The 16,110-nt window shown below is 47.5% G+C and carries 15 protein-coding genes; 2 read left to right on the top strand and 13 right to left on the bottom strand.

Features of this window, described 5'->3' with window-relative positions; all coding sequences use genetic code 11:
* Positions 1 to 164 precede the first annotated feature (164 nt).
* Positions 165 to 446: a hypothetical protein gene (locus MKY97_RS24930; RefSeq protein ID WP_342552894.1), complete on the top strand. Its 282-nt coding sequence runs from the start codon at positions 165 to 167 to the stop codon at positions 444 to 446.
* Here the strand turns inward: MKY97_RS24930 and MKY97_RS24935 are convergent.
* The 6 genes from MKY97_RS24935 to MKY97_RS24960 all read right to left on the bottom strand — a co-directional run bounded on the left by MKY97_RS24935 (position 418) and on the right by MKY97_RS24960 (position 4,788).
* Positions 418 to 606 carry an aspartyl-phosphate phosphatase Spo0E family protein gene (locus MKY97_RS24935; RefSeq protein ID WP_342552895.1) on the bottom strand — a complete coding sequence of 63 codons (189 nt, stop codon included), beginning with the start codon at positions 604 to 606 and terminating at the stop codon, positions 418 to 420. The two genes, MKY97_RS24930 and MKY97_RS24935, sit on opposite strands and share 29 nt — an antisense overlap.
* 252 nt (positions 607 to 858) lie before the next feature.
* The gene (locus MKY97_RS24940; RefSeq protein ID WP_342552896.1) at positions 859 to 1,890 is read right to left on the bottom strand and encodes a hypothetical protein; all 1,032 of its coding nucleotides are present in this window, start codon (positions 1,888 to 1,890) and stop codon (positions 859 to 861) included.
* Positions 1,891 to 1,957: 67 nt separating this feature from the next.
* Positions 1,958 to 2,956 (bottom strand): hypothetical protein, encoded by a 999-nt coding sequence (locus MKY97_RS24945; RefSeq protein WP_342552897.1) that lies wholly within the window; start codon positions 2,954 to 2,956, stop codon positions 1,958 to 1,960.
* Between the two features lie 77 nt (positions 2,957 to 3,033).
* Entirely contained in the window at positions 3,034 to 3,945 is a 912-nt protein-coding gene (locus tag MKY97_RS24950) for a WYL domain-containing protein (RefSeq protein ID WP_342556450.1), read from the bottom strand.
* 141 nt (positions 3,946 to 4,086) lie between these two features.
* Positions 4,087 to 4,281 carry a hypothetical protein gene (locus MKY97_RS24955; protein ID WP_342552898.1) on the bottom strand — a complete coding sequence of 65 codons (195 nt, stop codon included), beginning with the start codon at positions 4,279 to 4,281 and terminating at the stop codon, positions 4,087 to 4,089.
* 180 nt (positions 4,282 to 4,461) lie between these two features.
* Positions 4,462 to 4,788, bottom strand: a complete 327-nt coding sequence (locus MKY97_RS24960) for a helix-turn-helix transcriptional regulator (protein WP_342552899.1) — start codon at positions 4,786 to 4,788, stop codon at positions 4,462 to 4,464.
* Between the two features lie 205 nt (positions 4,789 to 4,993).
* Between MKY97_RS24960 and MKY97_RS24965 the strand changes: the two genes are divergently transcribed.
* Positions 4,994 to 6,367 (top strand): MFS transporter, encoded by a 1,374-nt coding sequence (locus MKY97_RS24965; protein WP_342552900.1) that lies wholly within the window; start codon positions 4,994 to 4,996, stop codon positions 6,365 to 6,367.
* Positions 6,368 to 6,428: 61 nt separating this feature from the next.
* On the opposite strand, the gene MKY97_RS24970 is transcribed toward MKY97_RS24965, so the two are convergent.
* The 7 genes from MKY97_RS24970 to MKY97_RS25000 are packed head-to-tail and all read right to left on the bottom strand — an operon-like array spanning position 6,429 to position 16,035.
* The gene (locus tag MKY97_RS24970; RefSeq protein ID WP_342552901.1) at positions 6,429 to 7,472 is read right to left on the bottom strand and encodes a BtrH N-terminal domain-containing protein; all 1,044 of its coding nucleotides are present in this window, start codon (positions 7,470 to 7,472) and stop codon (positions 6,429 to 6,431) included.
* Positions 7,469 to 8,032: a hypothetical protein gene (locus MKY97_RS24975; protein ID WP_342552902.1), complete on the bottom strand. Its 564-nt coding sequence runs from the start codon at positions 8,030 to 8,032 to the stop codon at positions 7,469 to 7,471. The genes MKY97_RS24970 and MKY97_RS24975 overlap by 4 nt, the downstream gene beginning before the upstream one ends.
* Before the next feature lie 33 nt (positions 8,033 to 8,065).
* Positions 8,066 to 9,829: an ABC transporter ATP-binding protein gene (locus MKY97_RS24980; RefSeq protein ID WP_342556451.1), complete on the bottom strand. Its 1,764-nt coding sequence runs from the start codon at positions 9,827 to 9,829 to the stop codon at positions 8,066 to 8,068.
* Positions 9,829 to 11,646, bottom strand: coding sequence for an ABC transporter ATP-binding protein (locus MKY97_RS24985; protein WP_342552903.1), 1,818 nt, complete (start codon positions 11,644 to 11,646; stop codon positions 9,829 to 9,831). The genes MKY97_RS24980 and MKY97_RS24985 overlap by 1 nt, the downstream gene beginning before the upstream one ends.
* Before the next feature lie 11 nt (positions 11,647 to 11,657).
* Entirely contained in the window at positions 11,658 to 12,131 is a 474-nt protein-coding gene (locus MKY97_RS24990; RefSeq protein WP_342552904.1) for a hypothetical protein, read from the bottom strand.
* On the bottom strand, positions 12,118 to 12,387 hold the full coding sequence (locus MKY97_RS24995) for an acyl carrier protein (protein WP_342552905.1): 270 nt from the start codon (positions 12,385 to 12,387) through the stop codon (positions 12,118 to 12,120). Before MKY97_RS24995 ends, MKY97_RS24990 begins: the two co-directional genes overlap by 14 nt.
* Positions 12,388 to 16,035 carry an amino acid adenylation domain-containing protein gene (locus MKY97_RS25000; protein WP_342552906.1) on the bottom strand — a complete coding sequence of 1,216 codons (3,648 nt, stop codon included), beginning with the start codon at positions 16,033 to 16,035 and terminating at the stop codon, positions 12,388 to 12,390.
* Positions 16,036 to 16,110 lie beyond the last annotated feature (75 nt).

Genomic DNA, 16,110 nt, shown 5'->3' on the forward strand with positions numbered 1-16,110 from the left:
TTCGTACGATTACTTGAAGACTAAACTCCTACAACTAAGCGAAACAGAAATCATTCATGTTATAAAATATTCAGGTCATGTATGATGCAGCTATCCCTAAATTTTAACAGGCGCTATATAATGTAAATAGATACTGCATACCCTACTTTATGAAGGAGGATACCATGATGAAGTTGACGGAAGAAGGTGTGTTAGTGCTTGAAGAAAAGGATATTGACTATATGTACTGCTACCGGGACCGAGATGGAATAAGGTTTGATGACTCATTTCTCATTCAATTAGAATCTCATAATATGACACTGTCTGAAGGCGATGTCCGAACAATTCATTTTCAGTTTGATGAAGAAGAGATGCCGCTCTACGAAGAACGCGGACGACTAATTTCGGAGGTTCAGTCAGCCGTTCGTACACTTGACCCTAGCTATGATGGTTCGTTCGTGAAATGAAGCGTTTGGCATCGTTATATTCATTAATTAATTCATCCAGCACCATCGACTGACGAATGACTTCCGGATGCTGCAGACTCGTATATTGGTTTGCCATCTGGTAAAGTCTCTGCCTTGCGTTTTCGATACATTCCTGAAGGGTTTCCGGGTTCCGTACCATCGTTCTGCCCCCATTCATTCCTTGAATTCACCATCCAAATAAGACCATATATTATAATATTCGGAATGAATCAGGATTCAGATTACCTTTATTTCAAATTTTATATATTATTTTGTAAAAGTAACGTTCATCCACGTTGTGTTCGAAACTCGGATCATACGCAAAAAGACACCAGACTGGCTCATCGCCTCTCTGGTGTCTTTTTACAAATCATTTGATGTACAGCTCATTTGATGTTAAAGTGTCGCGGTGTTATCTCAGCCCAATATCCGAGAAGCGATTGTTGATCGTTTCGGGAAAAGCATGTTTAATCGCATCAATAGCAGCTTGTTCCATATCACCTGCGCTCCGAATAAGTGCACTAACTCGCTGTACACTTTCCGGCTCTCTTGCATCCCACGCCGCGGAATCATCCAACAATTCAACAATCGATGCATAGATAATCGCAAGTTTTGTGTATTTTTTAATAACTTGATCCATCTGCGGCGATAAATGTTCAAGTGCTCTGACATATGAGGAGATGTCCCCTCTTGTATAAGCATAATAGCGAAGCACCGTTGCCGCCTGATGCGTCTCATAGTTTCCCGACTGCAGCACATCCGCAACCGCGGTGTATGCGGCAGAACCGCAAGCGTAATCCTGCGCTGGCAGCATATAGTCGTGCGTTTCCCATTTGAATACAGCCTGGATTAACGACTCCTTGCACACTTCCCACATATCGATGGATTGGTGAGCTTCCAACACTTGATAATACCAATACGGTGAGTTATTCTGGCCGACTAAGGAATAGGGCAAACGAAGCACGTCAGGATCATCTCCTGTGCAAAAAAACAATACTTCCTCGTCATCATCGTATCCGACAACCACCACAAATTGATCGTGCCACAGCATCGCCCCAGTTCCCCGATCGATCGAATTTTTGATATCATGGAGAGCTTGCTTCTGATAAAGGGGAAACGTCGGTTCAAAGGAAAACCCGGCAGCCTGACTCGCAGTCACTCCGATGAAATCGGCAGCAGCAAAATTTTCTGCCATCCAGTTATACGCCGATACGGATTCCTTCGTCAGACGACGGTCCACCACGAAACGAAAAAGACTTGCTGTCATGCCTGCAATCATATAAAGCGGAAGATGTGTCCACTTTTTGTGTAACAAAATAGGGTATAACGCATCTGCATAGGTGCCTGCCCCGTATCGCCACGTATCCGTATTCGTGATCTCCGAATTGGCCTGAGGTCGCTGAATTAAATCAGCCAAATCAGTCAATAACCTCATTTTTTTCATGCTTTGAGCCCCATTCCTGCATCCATTCTGCCTTCCTTTTGTTCATCGTACCACTGCATCCCCAATTCTACCGTGCGGAGTGTGTGCCCCAACGGGGTACCGTAGATCGTTTACGATCCGCATACTGCGCTGATATGGTACGAAAAGAATCCACCGCCTGTTCTTCGAGCAGCTTCGCCTGTCCAAGCCACTGCACAAGCTGCTCATTGGCATCCTCCTGCAGCGCAAGCCCATGTTCTTCCCGTACCAGAAGTGCTCTCATCTGCTGGATCAGTTCAGCAATCCGGTTATAACACATCCATGCATGCTCCAGTTCAGTCCATAAGCCACGAACATCATGTAAATACATTCGAATCTCGGTACGCGATTGGCAGTACGAATCCAGAAGATAAGCTGCTCCTGAACCATCGTAATCTCCAGAGTGAAGTGCTTCAATCCAAACATCATATGCTTGCCGGCCGGAGGCTATATTTTGATCAGGTAACAAACGGTATGGAATATCCCAGTCCTCAATCGCCAGTCGCAAAGACTCGATCACCATCTCCTGCTCTGTAAGCTGCACCTGATCACCAAAGATCTGGCAGTACCAGAAACCGGTGAAATTCAATCCAAAGTTGTCATACAGTAAAATTTGCGGCTCTTTGCTCCAGCCATCCTGCACATAAAAGACCTGATCTGCATCATCATATCCATAAATGACACCAAACTCGGGAATCCAGTAGATGACACCTTTTCCTTCATCCAGACTGCGTCTAACCCAGTTCACGGCATCCTGCTGATAATAAGCAAATGTCGGATGCCGACTTCGTCCCCCGTCATATATCGTAAACAGGCCGAGATTGTTGATCCCGCCCTGATGGGCCACTCCCCACTGTCCGTAAGCTGTTACTGACATCGGAAGTAATCGCTTATGAACCGATAGTTTAAAGGCCATGCCGGTATAGCCTGCAAGCATATATTTCTCTCCCTGAAATTGTCCTGTCCCCGTTAATATCGCATGCAGGCTGTCCACGTACGACTTCGATTCCCTTTTCATCATCATATGTGCCAGCATTTTTTCAGCCAAAATGTTCTCCCCCGTTTCATGCATGACAATCCAGAACAATAACCAGCCTTCTTCTAAAAACCTCTAAGATGCGATCCTTATTCTTTCTCTGCTTGATGCTGTATGCTCAGCCGCTGCGCAATCTCTTCCGTCCGTTTCATAAGCTTGCGTCTGAGCCATCCTGGGGAGATCAGCTCCTCCCATTCCGAAGCATACAGATGCTGCAGGAACACGTCCGCATCATAAAATTCGATCCAGCAAATCTGTCCCTGCTGCTCCCGAATACGATATCCCTGCCACTGCTCTGATCGCTGCGCTTCATGAAAACGAATCTGCGCTGTAAACGGTTTCCGTACAGGCAGTGCATCTTCCCAACTGCTGATCCATGCATCCTGACTGCATTCAAAGTGTTCATCCAGCACTTTCAGCTGAACTATGCTCTCAAGCCGTATTGCTGTCTGCAGCAGCGGGTCTGTCTCATAACCAACAACGTAATCTGCATTAAACTGAGAGGTTATCTTCACAGGACAAAAGGTGATCTGATGCTCTCCCTCATGATCCTTGTAATAAATATGTGTCTTTCGGGCATCGGCAGCGGCATGAGTCAACAATTCAAACCACTGCAGCTGCCTCGGCTGTGCCGCAAATACCGGGAACTGCTGTTGATCAAGAAGATGCTCCTCCGCCGTAAAACGTTCCAGCAAATGCGCTACCCGCTTCACCGCATCCGACTGATCATAGTCATAGTGCCGATAACGATAGGCCAGATACTTCAGGACACGCTGCTCCTCCTCCGTCATGTATAAGTGCGGCAGCCGGAACGTCTGATCCTCGTAACAATACCCGCGGTACTTGGCTGCATACATTAAGGGAGCACGCAGCGTATTCACCATATATTCAATATCACGCTGGGCTTGACGCCGAGAAATTTCAAATTGTCGTGCAAGGCTGCCGCTGTTCGGAAAACGCCCGCTTCGAATCTGTTCGTCAAACCAATGAATCCGATGCATGCTGCTCAAGCGATATCACCCCCTGAATCATTCCAACGCTACTTTTTTGTATTATATCAAAAAGCCACAGCCTGTTCCGAAGAACAGGCTGGACGGATGGAAACTATGATCTTTCACTTATAAAAATTATCTGCTTCTGCGCTAAGCGTTAGCTTCCGCCATATCGACTCTGGACTGCGCGGCTTTGGAGCAGCCTTTGCAGACTTTCAGACTTGTACCGTCGGTTTTCGTTTGTGTATACAACAATTTAATCCGGGTACTCCTGCATATTGGACATGTTCCCCGTCCTCTGGACGGAAGACTCCACAGCACGCGACCTCTTTTTGTTTTAGCCAATGATTGTGAACCTCTTTTCAATAGGGTTTATGTGTTTTTGTTCACCATCATTATAGAGGCATTGGGACGACATAGAATGTCGCATCAGGAGCGATCTTTTATCAAGTCAATATGGAGTCAATTGCACTCATCTATCCAACAATACAAAAATGCCCCTTCTTCCTATAGAGGAAAGGACATTCACTCTGATGAATCTGCACTAATCTGTGCCGCGGCTTGAAGTATAGACTGCAGAAGCCCTGGAAAACGCGCTTCCAGATCCTCCGATCGCAGTGTGATAAAATGCTGTGTACCCTGTATTCTGACCCGAATCACACCCGCTTCCCGTAACGTGCGGATATGGTGCGACATCGTTGATTTCACAACACGGGCATGAAAATGACTGCACGGCTGTTCCCCGCTTCTCGCCGCTTCCTCTACAATCCCCAGCCGGGTCGGATCACTGAGCGCATACAGCACGGAGGAAAGCTCGATATCGGCTGCCTGGGGATGATGTAAAATTTTCATACGGCAGTCTCCCTTTTTCAGTCTATGCATTGTATTCTAACATAAGTTCATGATATATTTCTAATGTTCGACACCAATCGAACTTACATCATTTCGAATGTATCCCTTGCTGTACAGCACAGGGACTGACATTATACACCATTTTGTAAATGTTACAAACCGTTTCTGAAATGTTGCGAAATGCACATCATGATAGGAGGTTTTTATGAATAACACCGCAGCTGCATCACCGATGGAACGGACAGGAATACAGGAAGGATTGATCGTTGGACTGCTGGGCTTTACCGTTGTACTTGTCGTAATGAATACGATGATGTTCAATCTGGCCCTGCCACAAATTGCCGCTGCATTCAAGCTGACTTCCGTCGCTTCTTCCTGGATTGTTACAGGATACTCCATTGTATTTGCGATTTCTTCAATTACGTTCTCCCGTTTATCCGATTTTGTGCCGATCCGCACCTTGTTTACCACTGGACTTACACTGCTTGGAACTGCCTCGGTATTGGGATTTTTCAGTGACCACTTTATTCTTCTGCTCATTGCCCGTCTCGTTCAAGCAGCAGGCGCGGCTTCGGTTCCAGGACTTGCCATTGTGCTGATTACCCGCTACATTCCGAACGAACGCCGGGGCAAATCAATGGCTGTCATCATGTCTGCCAGTTCGCTGGGTCTTGGACTTGGTCCGGTACTTGGCGGCAGCATCACACAGTTTTTGGGATGGCATGATCTGTTTATCGTTACAGGGTTAACGCTGTTTTTAATTCCAGTTTTCTACAGACTGCTGCCTCGGGAGATGCCGCAAAAGGGTTCTTTTGACCTGCTTGGCGCCGTCCTGCTCGCGATCGGTACAACCGGTATTCTGTTATTCCTGACCTCCCGGCAGGCCGTTACACTGATCGTCGGGGTAAGCGCACTGCTGCTGTTCTGGTTCCGTATTCGCCGCGCGGCCGATCCGTTTGTGCAGCCGGCACTGTTCAAAGACAAAAAATATATGATTCTCAGCTCGCTGGGCATCGTATCGTACATTAACAACTTCGCTACTCTGTTCCTGCTGCCGCAAGTTTTGGCGCATCTCTATGGGCTGACCCCTGCACAGTCAGGACTCGTCATTTTCCCGGGTGCACTCATATCTATGCTGCTGTCCAACCGGATTGGCCGCATGATTGACCGTCATGGCAATACGCTGCTCCTGAAATTCGCACCTTGGCTGCTGCTGGCTGCTGCCGGACTGTTCGCTTTGCTGGCAGACCAAAGCATCTACGCCATCATGGTTATATATATGCTGCTCAGCGTCGGGTTCTCTTCCTTGACGACCAGCGTATCCAACGAATTGTCGGGCAATCTGTCCATGGATCAGGTGGGCGCAGGTATGGGACTGTTCCAGCTCAGTCAATTTTTCAGCGGTGCATTCAGCGTTGCTGTGACTGGCGTTGCTTTGACTGCCATGCAGAACCTGCCTTTGTCTTCGGCATACGGCTATATATTCGGGGGCATGACTGTGGTCGGACTCGCATCCGTTATCTTTTCGCAAATTTATCTGAGAATGCAGTCACGAAAACAAATCCTGAACAAAGGATAGTGGATACGACGGCATAAAAAAACCGTGAGAGCAGGCTTCTGCTTTCACGGTTTTTTGGGTATCAGGACATCATACTGAAGCCCGAATTGGCGACCAGAGATTTCCCCATTTCACACGCTTGATGTTCAATAGCGATGATCTCCTGCACTTTGCCCAGGGCCCGATTTAACATCTGATGGCGCCGATCAACGTTTTGATAGAGGCTTTTCAGCGTCATATTCGCTGCCAGATTCCACCGCTGGGCAGCATAATCATAGTTGTCGATCAGTTTGGACAGTTCGGGGTCATGTGGGATCCCTTCCCTGAGGAAGTGTCCATACAGATATCGATTGTTGCTGATCCCTGCCAAATCACTATACATATTATCGAGGAATTCTTCCGTCAGTTCCGTCACGTGTTCCATATAGCTGCGTGTAGACTGCACGTACCGCTCAATCGCTGCAATGCCCGCAAGCGGACGAACCAACTCCTGCCAACCACTCTGACTGCGCAGTTCTTCGGACTCTCCACCCAGAATCGTCTGATTGTGATGAAGCATTGCATAGAAATCTCGTTCCGGAACTTTCCGGACAGCATCTGTAATATCCAGTGTCGCATAACGGAACCGTGTCCCCTCACGGATGAGTGGTGTCATTCCCAGATCAAGTGCCTGAATCAAGTCCTGCTCATCCATATTTCCCTTCAGATGATAGAAATCATCAATAAAACCGAATTTCCCGTCCGCATATTCCGAGAGCACAATACAGTGTGCCGAATGCATCACCTGGTACAGTGAATTGTACTGCAGATAAAATACATCCACCCATACAATGACAGGTTCATTTTGATGGAGATGTGTCATGATCTGCTTAACCACGTCAGTCTGATCATGTTCTCTTCGAATTTGAAGATCGATCCGATGGATGTGTCGTAACTCCTGCTCCACGGTCATGTAGCTTGGTGCCAGCTTCGGAGTCCCCCGCTCAGGGTCCTCGGAATACAATAAGCCGCACTGCTTCCACACGGCCAAAAAAGGACTGAACTCTTTATAATTCAGAATACTGCTCACACAGAGCGTAAAACAATCTTCGCCTTCTGTACTGCTTTCCCTCGGTTGAATATTCATTCAGATCGCTCCTTTCCCAGTGTCAATGCGAAGATATGCATACATGGATTGTCCGACATGATCATTGTGTCAAAACATAGTGCTTCCTCTAGCTGGATTTGCTGAAACCAGATGATCGGATGTACCGAGGTAAGCAGTGCCCCTTTTTGGGTATACATGCCGCGAAAACGATGCATCATCTCTTCCTTGAACTTGGCGGTCGTTTCGGTCCAATTCGTCAGTGCAAGAGAAGCCTTCCCTACCCGTTCTTCGTTCCGCTCAAAGTAAATAAATTCATGATATGATCCATTATCTGCCGCACCCAAAATATACAATGCAGTGTACTCACCATCCGGCACTTGAATGCGCTGGCTCTCCAGTTCGATGTTGTTAAACCGCTGCGTGCTGTCAGGGAAAACGAAAGGGACATCCTTCCACTGCATATTTCCTTGATCAGCCAGTTCATCCGCCGGATACGATGATCCAAATGTCGTGAAATTTCCGATATTCCCGGTACCGGGATAACTGAAGCCATTATTGTTGTAATGTTCATCCAAACGCAGTGGACAGTAAATGGTCATGTGCTGCACCTCCTGAAAATATAAAAACCTGAATCATGTAGTCATAGAGCCAATTCCCTGACGCTGATCTCGAAACAATAAGTCATATATTTCGTGCCGTCCGGCCAACTCCATATGAGTTCCGTCAGCTGCAATCTCACCCTGGTCCAGCACGATGACGCGCTCTGCATCCTGAATGGCGGAATAACGATGAGCGATAACCAGCACGGTGATGGAGTCTGCAATCTCACGAACAGCCTCATTAACCTTCCTTTCAGCATCATTATCGAGTGCCGATGTCGCTTCATCCAGAATGAGCATTTGCGGTTTGGTCAGGAGCACCCTTGCCAGCGCGAGTCGCTGTTTCTGTCCTCCGGACAGATTAATACTTGATTCTCCCAGCATCGTATGATACTGATCCGGCAGACTTTCAATGAATTCGTCAATCAAGGCCATTCGGCAGACTTCACGAATCTCTTCTTCTGAGGCCCGGGGCCGAACCAGCCTGAGATTATCGAGAATAGACATATTGAATAGTGTGTTCTCCTGCATAACCACACCAATATGACGATGAAGATACCCTGATCCCACATCCTCCACAGGTACTCCGTCTACAAGAACTGCACCCTGCTGTACTTCATATTGTCCCAAGATCAGTTTAATCAGCGTACTTTTCCCTGATCCGCTTCGACCTGCAATAGCTGTATATTCTCCAGGTTTAATGTTCAGATCAAGCCCGTTCAGGACCACTTCAGGGTTATTCGGATAACGAAAAGAGACATTTTTAAATTCAAAATGTCCCTGGAATGGCGGCAGTACCTCCACTTTCCTCTCATAGGTTATTGGAAGTTCAAGCAGTTCCACGATACGTTCAATGGACGGGGTACTGTCATGAAGCTGTACATTCGAAGTATTAATTTCGTTAATATTGTTAATCATCTGCTGGTAATAGGTGAGGAAGACAAGCAGCCCGCCAATCGTCAGCTCACCCTGAAAAATTAACAATCCCCCGATAAAATATAAATTCATCTTGTTAATAAAATCATCCTGGAACGTATAATACAGTTCGTTGGCGTACGTATAGGCCAGGTGGCGAAACTTGATCCTGCTGAATCGCTTCCAAAAGCCTACAAATCGGATAGACTCTTTCCGCTGCATATTCAGGGCCTTAATTTCTTTCCAGTGCCTGAAACTGTTCGAAATCCATGTCTCGTACTCTCCGGTAGTCTGACGAAATTCGGATACCAGCATCTTCGCCCGTTTGCCCAGCCGGGTACTAATGATAAAAGACACGGGGAGCATAATAAAACCGAAAAGAGCCATCTTCCAATTTAAAGACAGCAAAATAACGGCATAGGCGCCTACACTGATCCATTTGAACGTATAATCAATCAGATGCAGGAAGATAAAATCTTTAACCAGTGTAACGTCACCGTCTAATCTGTTCTTCAAATCCCCCGTGCGATAGCTCTCATAGGAGGCCGGCTTCATCCGAAGCAGGCGTTTCCACATGCCCAGCTGCAGATCAAGTTTGGTCCGCCCGAGCAGACGGTTTCTGTACATCGTTTGAAGACCGGTGGCTGCTGTCTCCAGTGCAAACAGGCCGAGATAACCCCCTAAAATATAAGGCAGTACCCCCAGATCACGCCCAATCATAACATGGTCAATCAGCAGCTTGTACAGATAAGGGATCATAAGTGCAATGACAGTCAAAGCCAGTTTCAAAGATCCAAGAATCCATATTTGACGATTGGCATTACGGATGAAGGGTCGAATTTTCCTGAAAAGCGAGTAGCGGGAAGAGGCAGGTGTCTTCATCAAGACATCATCCCCTCCTTCCGAATGAAATCTTCTACAAACAGTTCACGGTAGTGCTCACTGTTCTCCAACAAGTATCCGTGTGTACCTTCGGCCACAATACGTCCTTCATGCAGTACCGCGATCCGGTCTGCATTCAATATAGAAGACAGACGGTGAGCAATGATAATGGAAGCCCGGTCTCTGCTCAAGTGCTGCCAAGACTGCTGAATAGCTTGTTCGGCCTCATAATCCAGTGCTGATGTTGCCTCATCAAATATAATCAAACAAGGCTGCTTCAAAAAGATGCGGGCTATGGACAAGCGCTGTTTTTGTCCTCCTGACAGCTCCATCCCCCCTGCTCCGAGCTGGGTGTCCAGCCCTTCCGGAAGCGAACGAATAAAATCCCCGATATAGGCTTGGTCACAAGCCTCCCACAGCTGCTCATCATCTGCATGTGCACTGCCCAGCAGCAGGTTGTAACGAATGCTCTCATTAAACAGAATGGACTCCTGCTGCACAATGCCTACACGTTTGCGAAGACACGTCAGTGTATATTGTCCGATCGGCCTGCCGCCAATCCGGATTTCTCCTTCCTCGGGGGTGTAGAAACCAAGCAGCATATTCACAAGCGTTGTTTTTCCTGAGCCGCTTTTTCCTACGAGGGCAACCGACTCCCGGGCACCGACATGTAGATCAAGACCATCCAGCACACGAGGTCCATTTTCATAGCGGAACCGCACCTGCGCGAAGGAAATTTCTCCATGCTGCAGATCCAGTTCGGGATGGCCATCTGTCCGCTCTACTTCTTCCTCCAGGAGATCAAATACTTTGTGCGACTGTACTGTTAGTTTGGGAAGGTTCACAACCGCCTCATAGATCATCATCATGGACTGATTGTTCTTGCTCAGATAGGACATAATGGCAACAAAGATGCCTGCAGTCAGCTGCCCCTGCACGATAAGCACTCCTGCAACAGCATAAATGCACAGATCGGACAGCAAAAATATAAATGCATTCGAACGGGTAGACATCCACTTCATGACCTCTGTCCGGTTGTCCAGTCGAATGACATCTGCACTCTGCCCGGCGAACAGCAGAGAAGCTCTTTTCCCACTTCCTAAAAGACGGATATCCCTCATGCCCTGGAGCATTTCCAGCATCCAACTGACAAAGTGCCCGTACTTCCCGCGTAAAACGGTTTGCTGCCTGGTCATTTTACGATTGAAATATTGGGACACCCATACCGAAACAGGCACCAGTACCATCATAGCCAGCGCAATATACGGATTGAGGTAGAATAAAAACACATACGAAATCAACAATTTGGTTAGCGGTGCAGCCATTTCAAAAATCATGACTTCGATCCACTGCATGATCGATTCCGCATCGCTGGTGAGACGTGTAATCAGATCGCCTGTTTTGGCTTTCTCATAGTTGGATGCCTTAAAATGCAGGATACGATCAAACAGTTTTCTCCGAATATCAAACAGAAACTTTACATTTAAATAGATCCAGATGGATTTGATGATCCAGCTTAGTGCCCGAACACCCAAGTACAATGCAATATACGTCAAAATCACATAACCAAAGAAATGAAGATTCCGATGATAGAACACTTCGTCAATCATAACTGCAAATATAAGCGGCCCAATCAGATCTACAAGGACCATAATCAACTCGCAGAACAGCATTGTGATCAAACTAATCCGGTAGGGTTTAACAAATGGGCGCACCCGCCTGCCTAATGAGATATTCCCCGTATTTTCTTTTGAAATATTCCGCGTACCTTCCTTTAAAATGTTCCCCATACCTTCCTTTAAAGTATTCTTCCCCATACCTTCCTCCTCTAGGAGATCCAGCTCTCAAATACGGTTCGGCTCTGGGATTGTACCTCCGTAATAATCGGAATTTCTGCTGCGCTAGCAGCATGTATACGCTCCTGCAATTCTTCATTCCAGGCTCCTTCGGCAGTAACCTGGATGATGCTGGTGTCCAGATCTGTGATCACACTCACAATCTCGGCTGCATACCGCTTTCCCTGTTCCTCCGTATACCAGATGAGAACATCTCCTTCCTGCAGACCCGCATGAGGCAGTTCTGTAAATGCTGCCTCAATTCGAACGGTCTTACCTTCATCAGGCAGGGCATTCACATCTGCATATGCGCTTGCTTTCTCACTGCGCAGATAAGAGGTCGTATGAAACTGCATGGCAAGTGTCACCAGAATCGCTGCGGTCAGACCGATAACCAGAAGCGCAGCCACGGGCAGCTGTACAGAGAGGCGGAACCAAAGATGAGTCCATCGTTTAGTCCGTTTCATGTCCAGACTCTCCTTTAATCAGACTTACAACATAATCCCTGAAGTCTCCAATCAACTCGGATGGTCCATAAGCCAGACGCTCATCATCTATTTCCACGTCCAATTCATTTTCGATCTCAACCATAATTTTGATGTAATCAATTGAATTCACACCCAGTTCGAACCACGTCTGATCCATCGGGATAGGGGTACCGCATGCCATAATTTTATCGACAGCCTGGAGGATTCGCTGCTCCACCGTTATCATTCCGCTCATTCAGAACCTCCCTATCGCAGGTGTGCTTGACACCTTGTCGTAAAATTCGCGTTCAAGCACAGCTATACGTCTGTATATCTCAGGCAGTTTATGAAAGGATGACGGTTTATACGTGGAAGTTAATACGTACTTGGCCAGTACTGCTCGAATACTGCTCCACTCGGCTGTAATCTGTTCGCGGATCACCGTCAGCGGAGAACCTGAACCAGTCAGCTGGGCACAGCGGTACAGCTCTGCTTTTTTGGCATTAACCAGTTTGTGCAGTGCCGTTACCCATTCCTCTGCAGCTGAGAACAGACTGTCCGGATTATGGACCAGATTCTCAAACGCGTCTGCACTCTGCTCAAGTCGTTCCAGGCTGCTGTCCACCCGAGCCTCTTCTCTCTCCAGATGGTCTGCATACGTCTGCCAATAGTGGTCCAGTTGTTCAGGTGAAGCATGCAGCTGATGCAGTGCAGGCTGGTGCCGATTATGAAATGAATAAAATGTATGAGCTTCCATGTTGAATTGTTGGATATATCCCGCATAACTGTCCTTCAGATCTTGATAACTGATCGTTTTCTCTTCATAGGACAGGTTGTCGTGATGCTTGTGTTCCATGATCGTAAATGTTTGGTTCAGGGGATCTACAGCATAAATCAGCCAGGTATGCGGAATATGCTTTTTCAGATAGGCATCCGTTCGAATGGAGGCATAATAAGCATCCACCCAGATAATAACCGGTCTGGCGTCCAGAAGAGATTGTTCGACATCCTGAATAATATCCTCACTGATGACTTTCGTTTCGAATCCGACACCCAGTTCCTCCAAAATGTCCGTGTCGTTCCTGCACATGATCCATCCGTTCACGATAAACTGCTGATGGTCAGACCAGAGATATTCATCCACATGATGAATGAAAAATGGATAGATGCTTTTTTTCTGCTGCATAATGATTGGGAACAATGAATTGTAGAAGCACACTTTGAAAAAAACGTCGTTAAATGGAACGTACCCATACGTGCCTGCGGTCTTTGAACCATTCCCGTTAGTCAGAAGAGTCTTGGAATACTGACCTGGTCCGGAGTCTTGCAAAGAATCGTGATTCCCGCCAAGCTGCAGTGCAGCCTCATTCCTCTCTTCCAGTACTCGAGCAAGCTCTCGGATGGTAGGATGATCGTATATCATGGTAGGCTGCACATGATGTCCAACCCTCTCTAATTCAATCTCCATGCGAATTACCAACAGGGAATGCCCTCCGAGTTGAAAGAAGTCATCGTCTATGCCGACACTTTCTGTCTGAAACAGTTCACTCCACACCTGTACAAGCTGATGCTCCAGTTCACTCTCAGGTGGGGAGTACAGCGTACCGGATTCCAACGATTGTTTCTGATTCATCAATTCCTGGACATCAATCTTTCCGTGAATCGTTCGGGGGATTTGCGTGATGCGAATATACTTGGACGGAAGCATATATTCCGGGAGGCATGAACGCAGATAGCCCCGGATCTCCGAGACATACAGCTCACTTTCCGACACCAGATACGCTGTCAGCGTTTTTTCACCTTTGCTTCCGACCGGAATAACAATACTTTCCTTGACAGAGGCATGGCGATCCAGATGGCGCTCAATTTCAACTAGTTCAATTCGATGTCCTCTGATTTTCACCTGATGATCCTGCCGTCCCAGAAACAGCACCTGCCCTTCAGCACTCCACATTCCGATGTCACCTGTGCGAAACATTCGCTCTCCTTCAGCATAGGGAGAACGTCCAAACTTCTGATTGGTCATTTCACGCAGCTTGTAATACCCCCGTGCCACCCCCGGTCCTGAAATACAAATTTCTCCGGGTACACCGACGGGCAGCATCCGGCCATGTGGGTCTGCGATATGGACAAAATAACCTTGTATCGGCTTTCCTGCAGGGATTGGTTCCACAGATGATTCTGAAAGTTTCTCGTAAAGGGCACATACGGTTGTCTCGGTTGGTCCATACGTATTGTATACATCTCCATACGTGAGCAGCTGGTCGATATCTGCCATCTTTAATACATCTCCGCCGCTGATGAATGTTCGCACAGTCCGCAGCCGAGGCATCCGGTTCAGTTCTCGCAAAATATGAGGGGTGGTCGACACATGTGTGATTTCACAGCTGTCCAGCAGATCGACCAACCCGTGTATATCCAGCAGCTGCTGCCGATCAACAACGACCAAAGATGCACCGGCAGTCAGCGCAGGAAATACCTCTTCCATATACGTATCGAAGGTGCTGACGGCCTGCTGCAGCATCCGGTCCCCTGGTCTCAATTGAAATTCGGCCTGGAACGCATTTACGTAAGCACTCAAGCTGCGATGTTCTACAACAACCCCTTTGGGCTGGCCCGTCGAACCGGAAGTATACAGAACATAGGCCAGGTCACCAAGGTCACCCTCGTATTCCAATGCACTCTCATCTTGTCCGGTCCAGGATGTATCCTGCAGATGGATAATGTCCACTGTTGAAGATAAGCTCTGAGCGGTATCTGCCCATGTGTGCAGCCCGCTCTCCTCCATCCGCCCTGTAATGAGAACACCCGCTTCAGTTTCTTCAAGAATGCGGCGTATCCGTGCAGCTGGATATTCCGGGTGCAGCGCAATATACACTGCACCTAACTTGAAAACAGCCAGTATAGTCAAGATCAGCTCGATGGAGTTATCCATCATTACGGGTACCATCGTACCTGAGGTAACCCCAGTGCTCATCAGCAGACGGGCCAACTGGTTGGACTGCCGGTCCAATGCAAGATAAGTGATCTGCCGTTCTCCATCTATTATCGCTATCTGTTCAGGCGTTCTGTTGACCTGCTCCTGAAACCTGGAGATTATGGAACGCTCTGCACTCGCGAAAGTAAATGCCCCTTGATTCCACTCCATGATCTCAAGCTCTTCCTCTGTTGAAAGCAGCTGGAGGGGAAACATAGACTCATCCGGTGATTGTACTGCTTGTTCGAGCAGCCGTATGTAATGGGAACATAAACGCTCAGACTGGCTCGGTTCCACAGGTCTTCCCTGGTAGTGAAGATGGATCTCAATCTGCTGATCGGTTCGCTCTATTTCAAGAACGGTGCGCAGCTCGGAATCAGCTGCGGGTTCTGCATGAATTCCTTTCATATATACAGCAGTCTGCAGCCTACTTTCCTCTGGGAGGCGTCCAAGCTTCTCGGCTATTTTGTCAAAAGGAAAATGCCAGTAGGTCCGTGCAGACATGACCTCGGATTTTACATGCAGCACCTGTTCTCTGAAGGAAGCATTACCATCGGCCTTACCACGGATCGCGAGCAGGTGAGATTGATCAAGCTCTTCAGCCTGTTCCAAGGTTAGAGGCATACCTATAAGCAGATCAGGGATTCCGGAATAGCGGTACAGCAGATGCTGAAATCCGGTTAGAAGCAGTATATATAACGCCAGGTTTGAACCGCCGCTCATATGGATTAGTCTGACGGATAATTCGTGAGGGATAGATTGCGAGTATACGTTTGCTGTTGAACTATCGGCATGATCAGCCAGCGGGCCCATTCGTTCCAAAGCTTTTGCGATCTGAATATCGCCTGCAAGTTTGTCCTGCCAATAGGTTCGTTCTTCCTTGAACTTGTCGCTCGACATCATAATATTGAGCAGATGGATATCCATGATCTCACCTCGAATACATAATAGACCGGTATGTCACATGCCCGAGCACATCATCATACCGGCCGGTGATTAGGG

Origin of the sequence: Paenibacillus sp. FSL R7-0652 (genome assembly GCF_038595045.1) — a bacterium.
In the GTDB taxonomy this organism is placed as follows: domain Bacteria; phylum Bacillota; class Bacilli; order Paenibacillales; family Paenibacillaceae; genus Paenibacillus.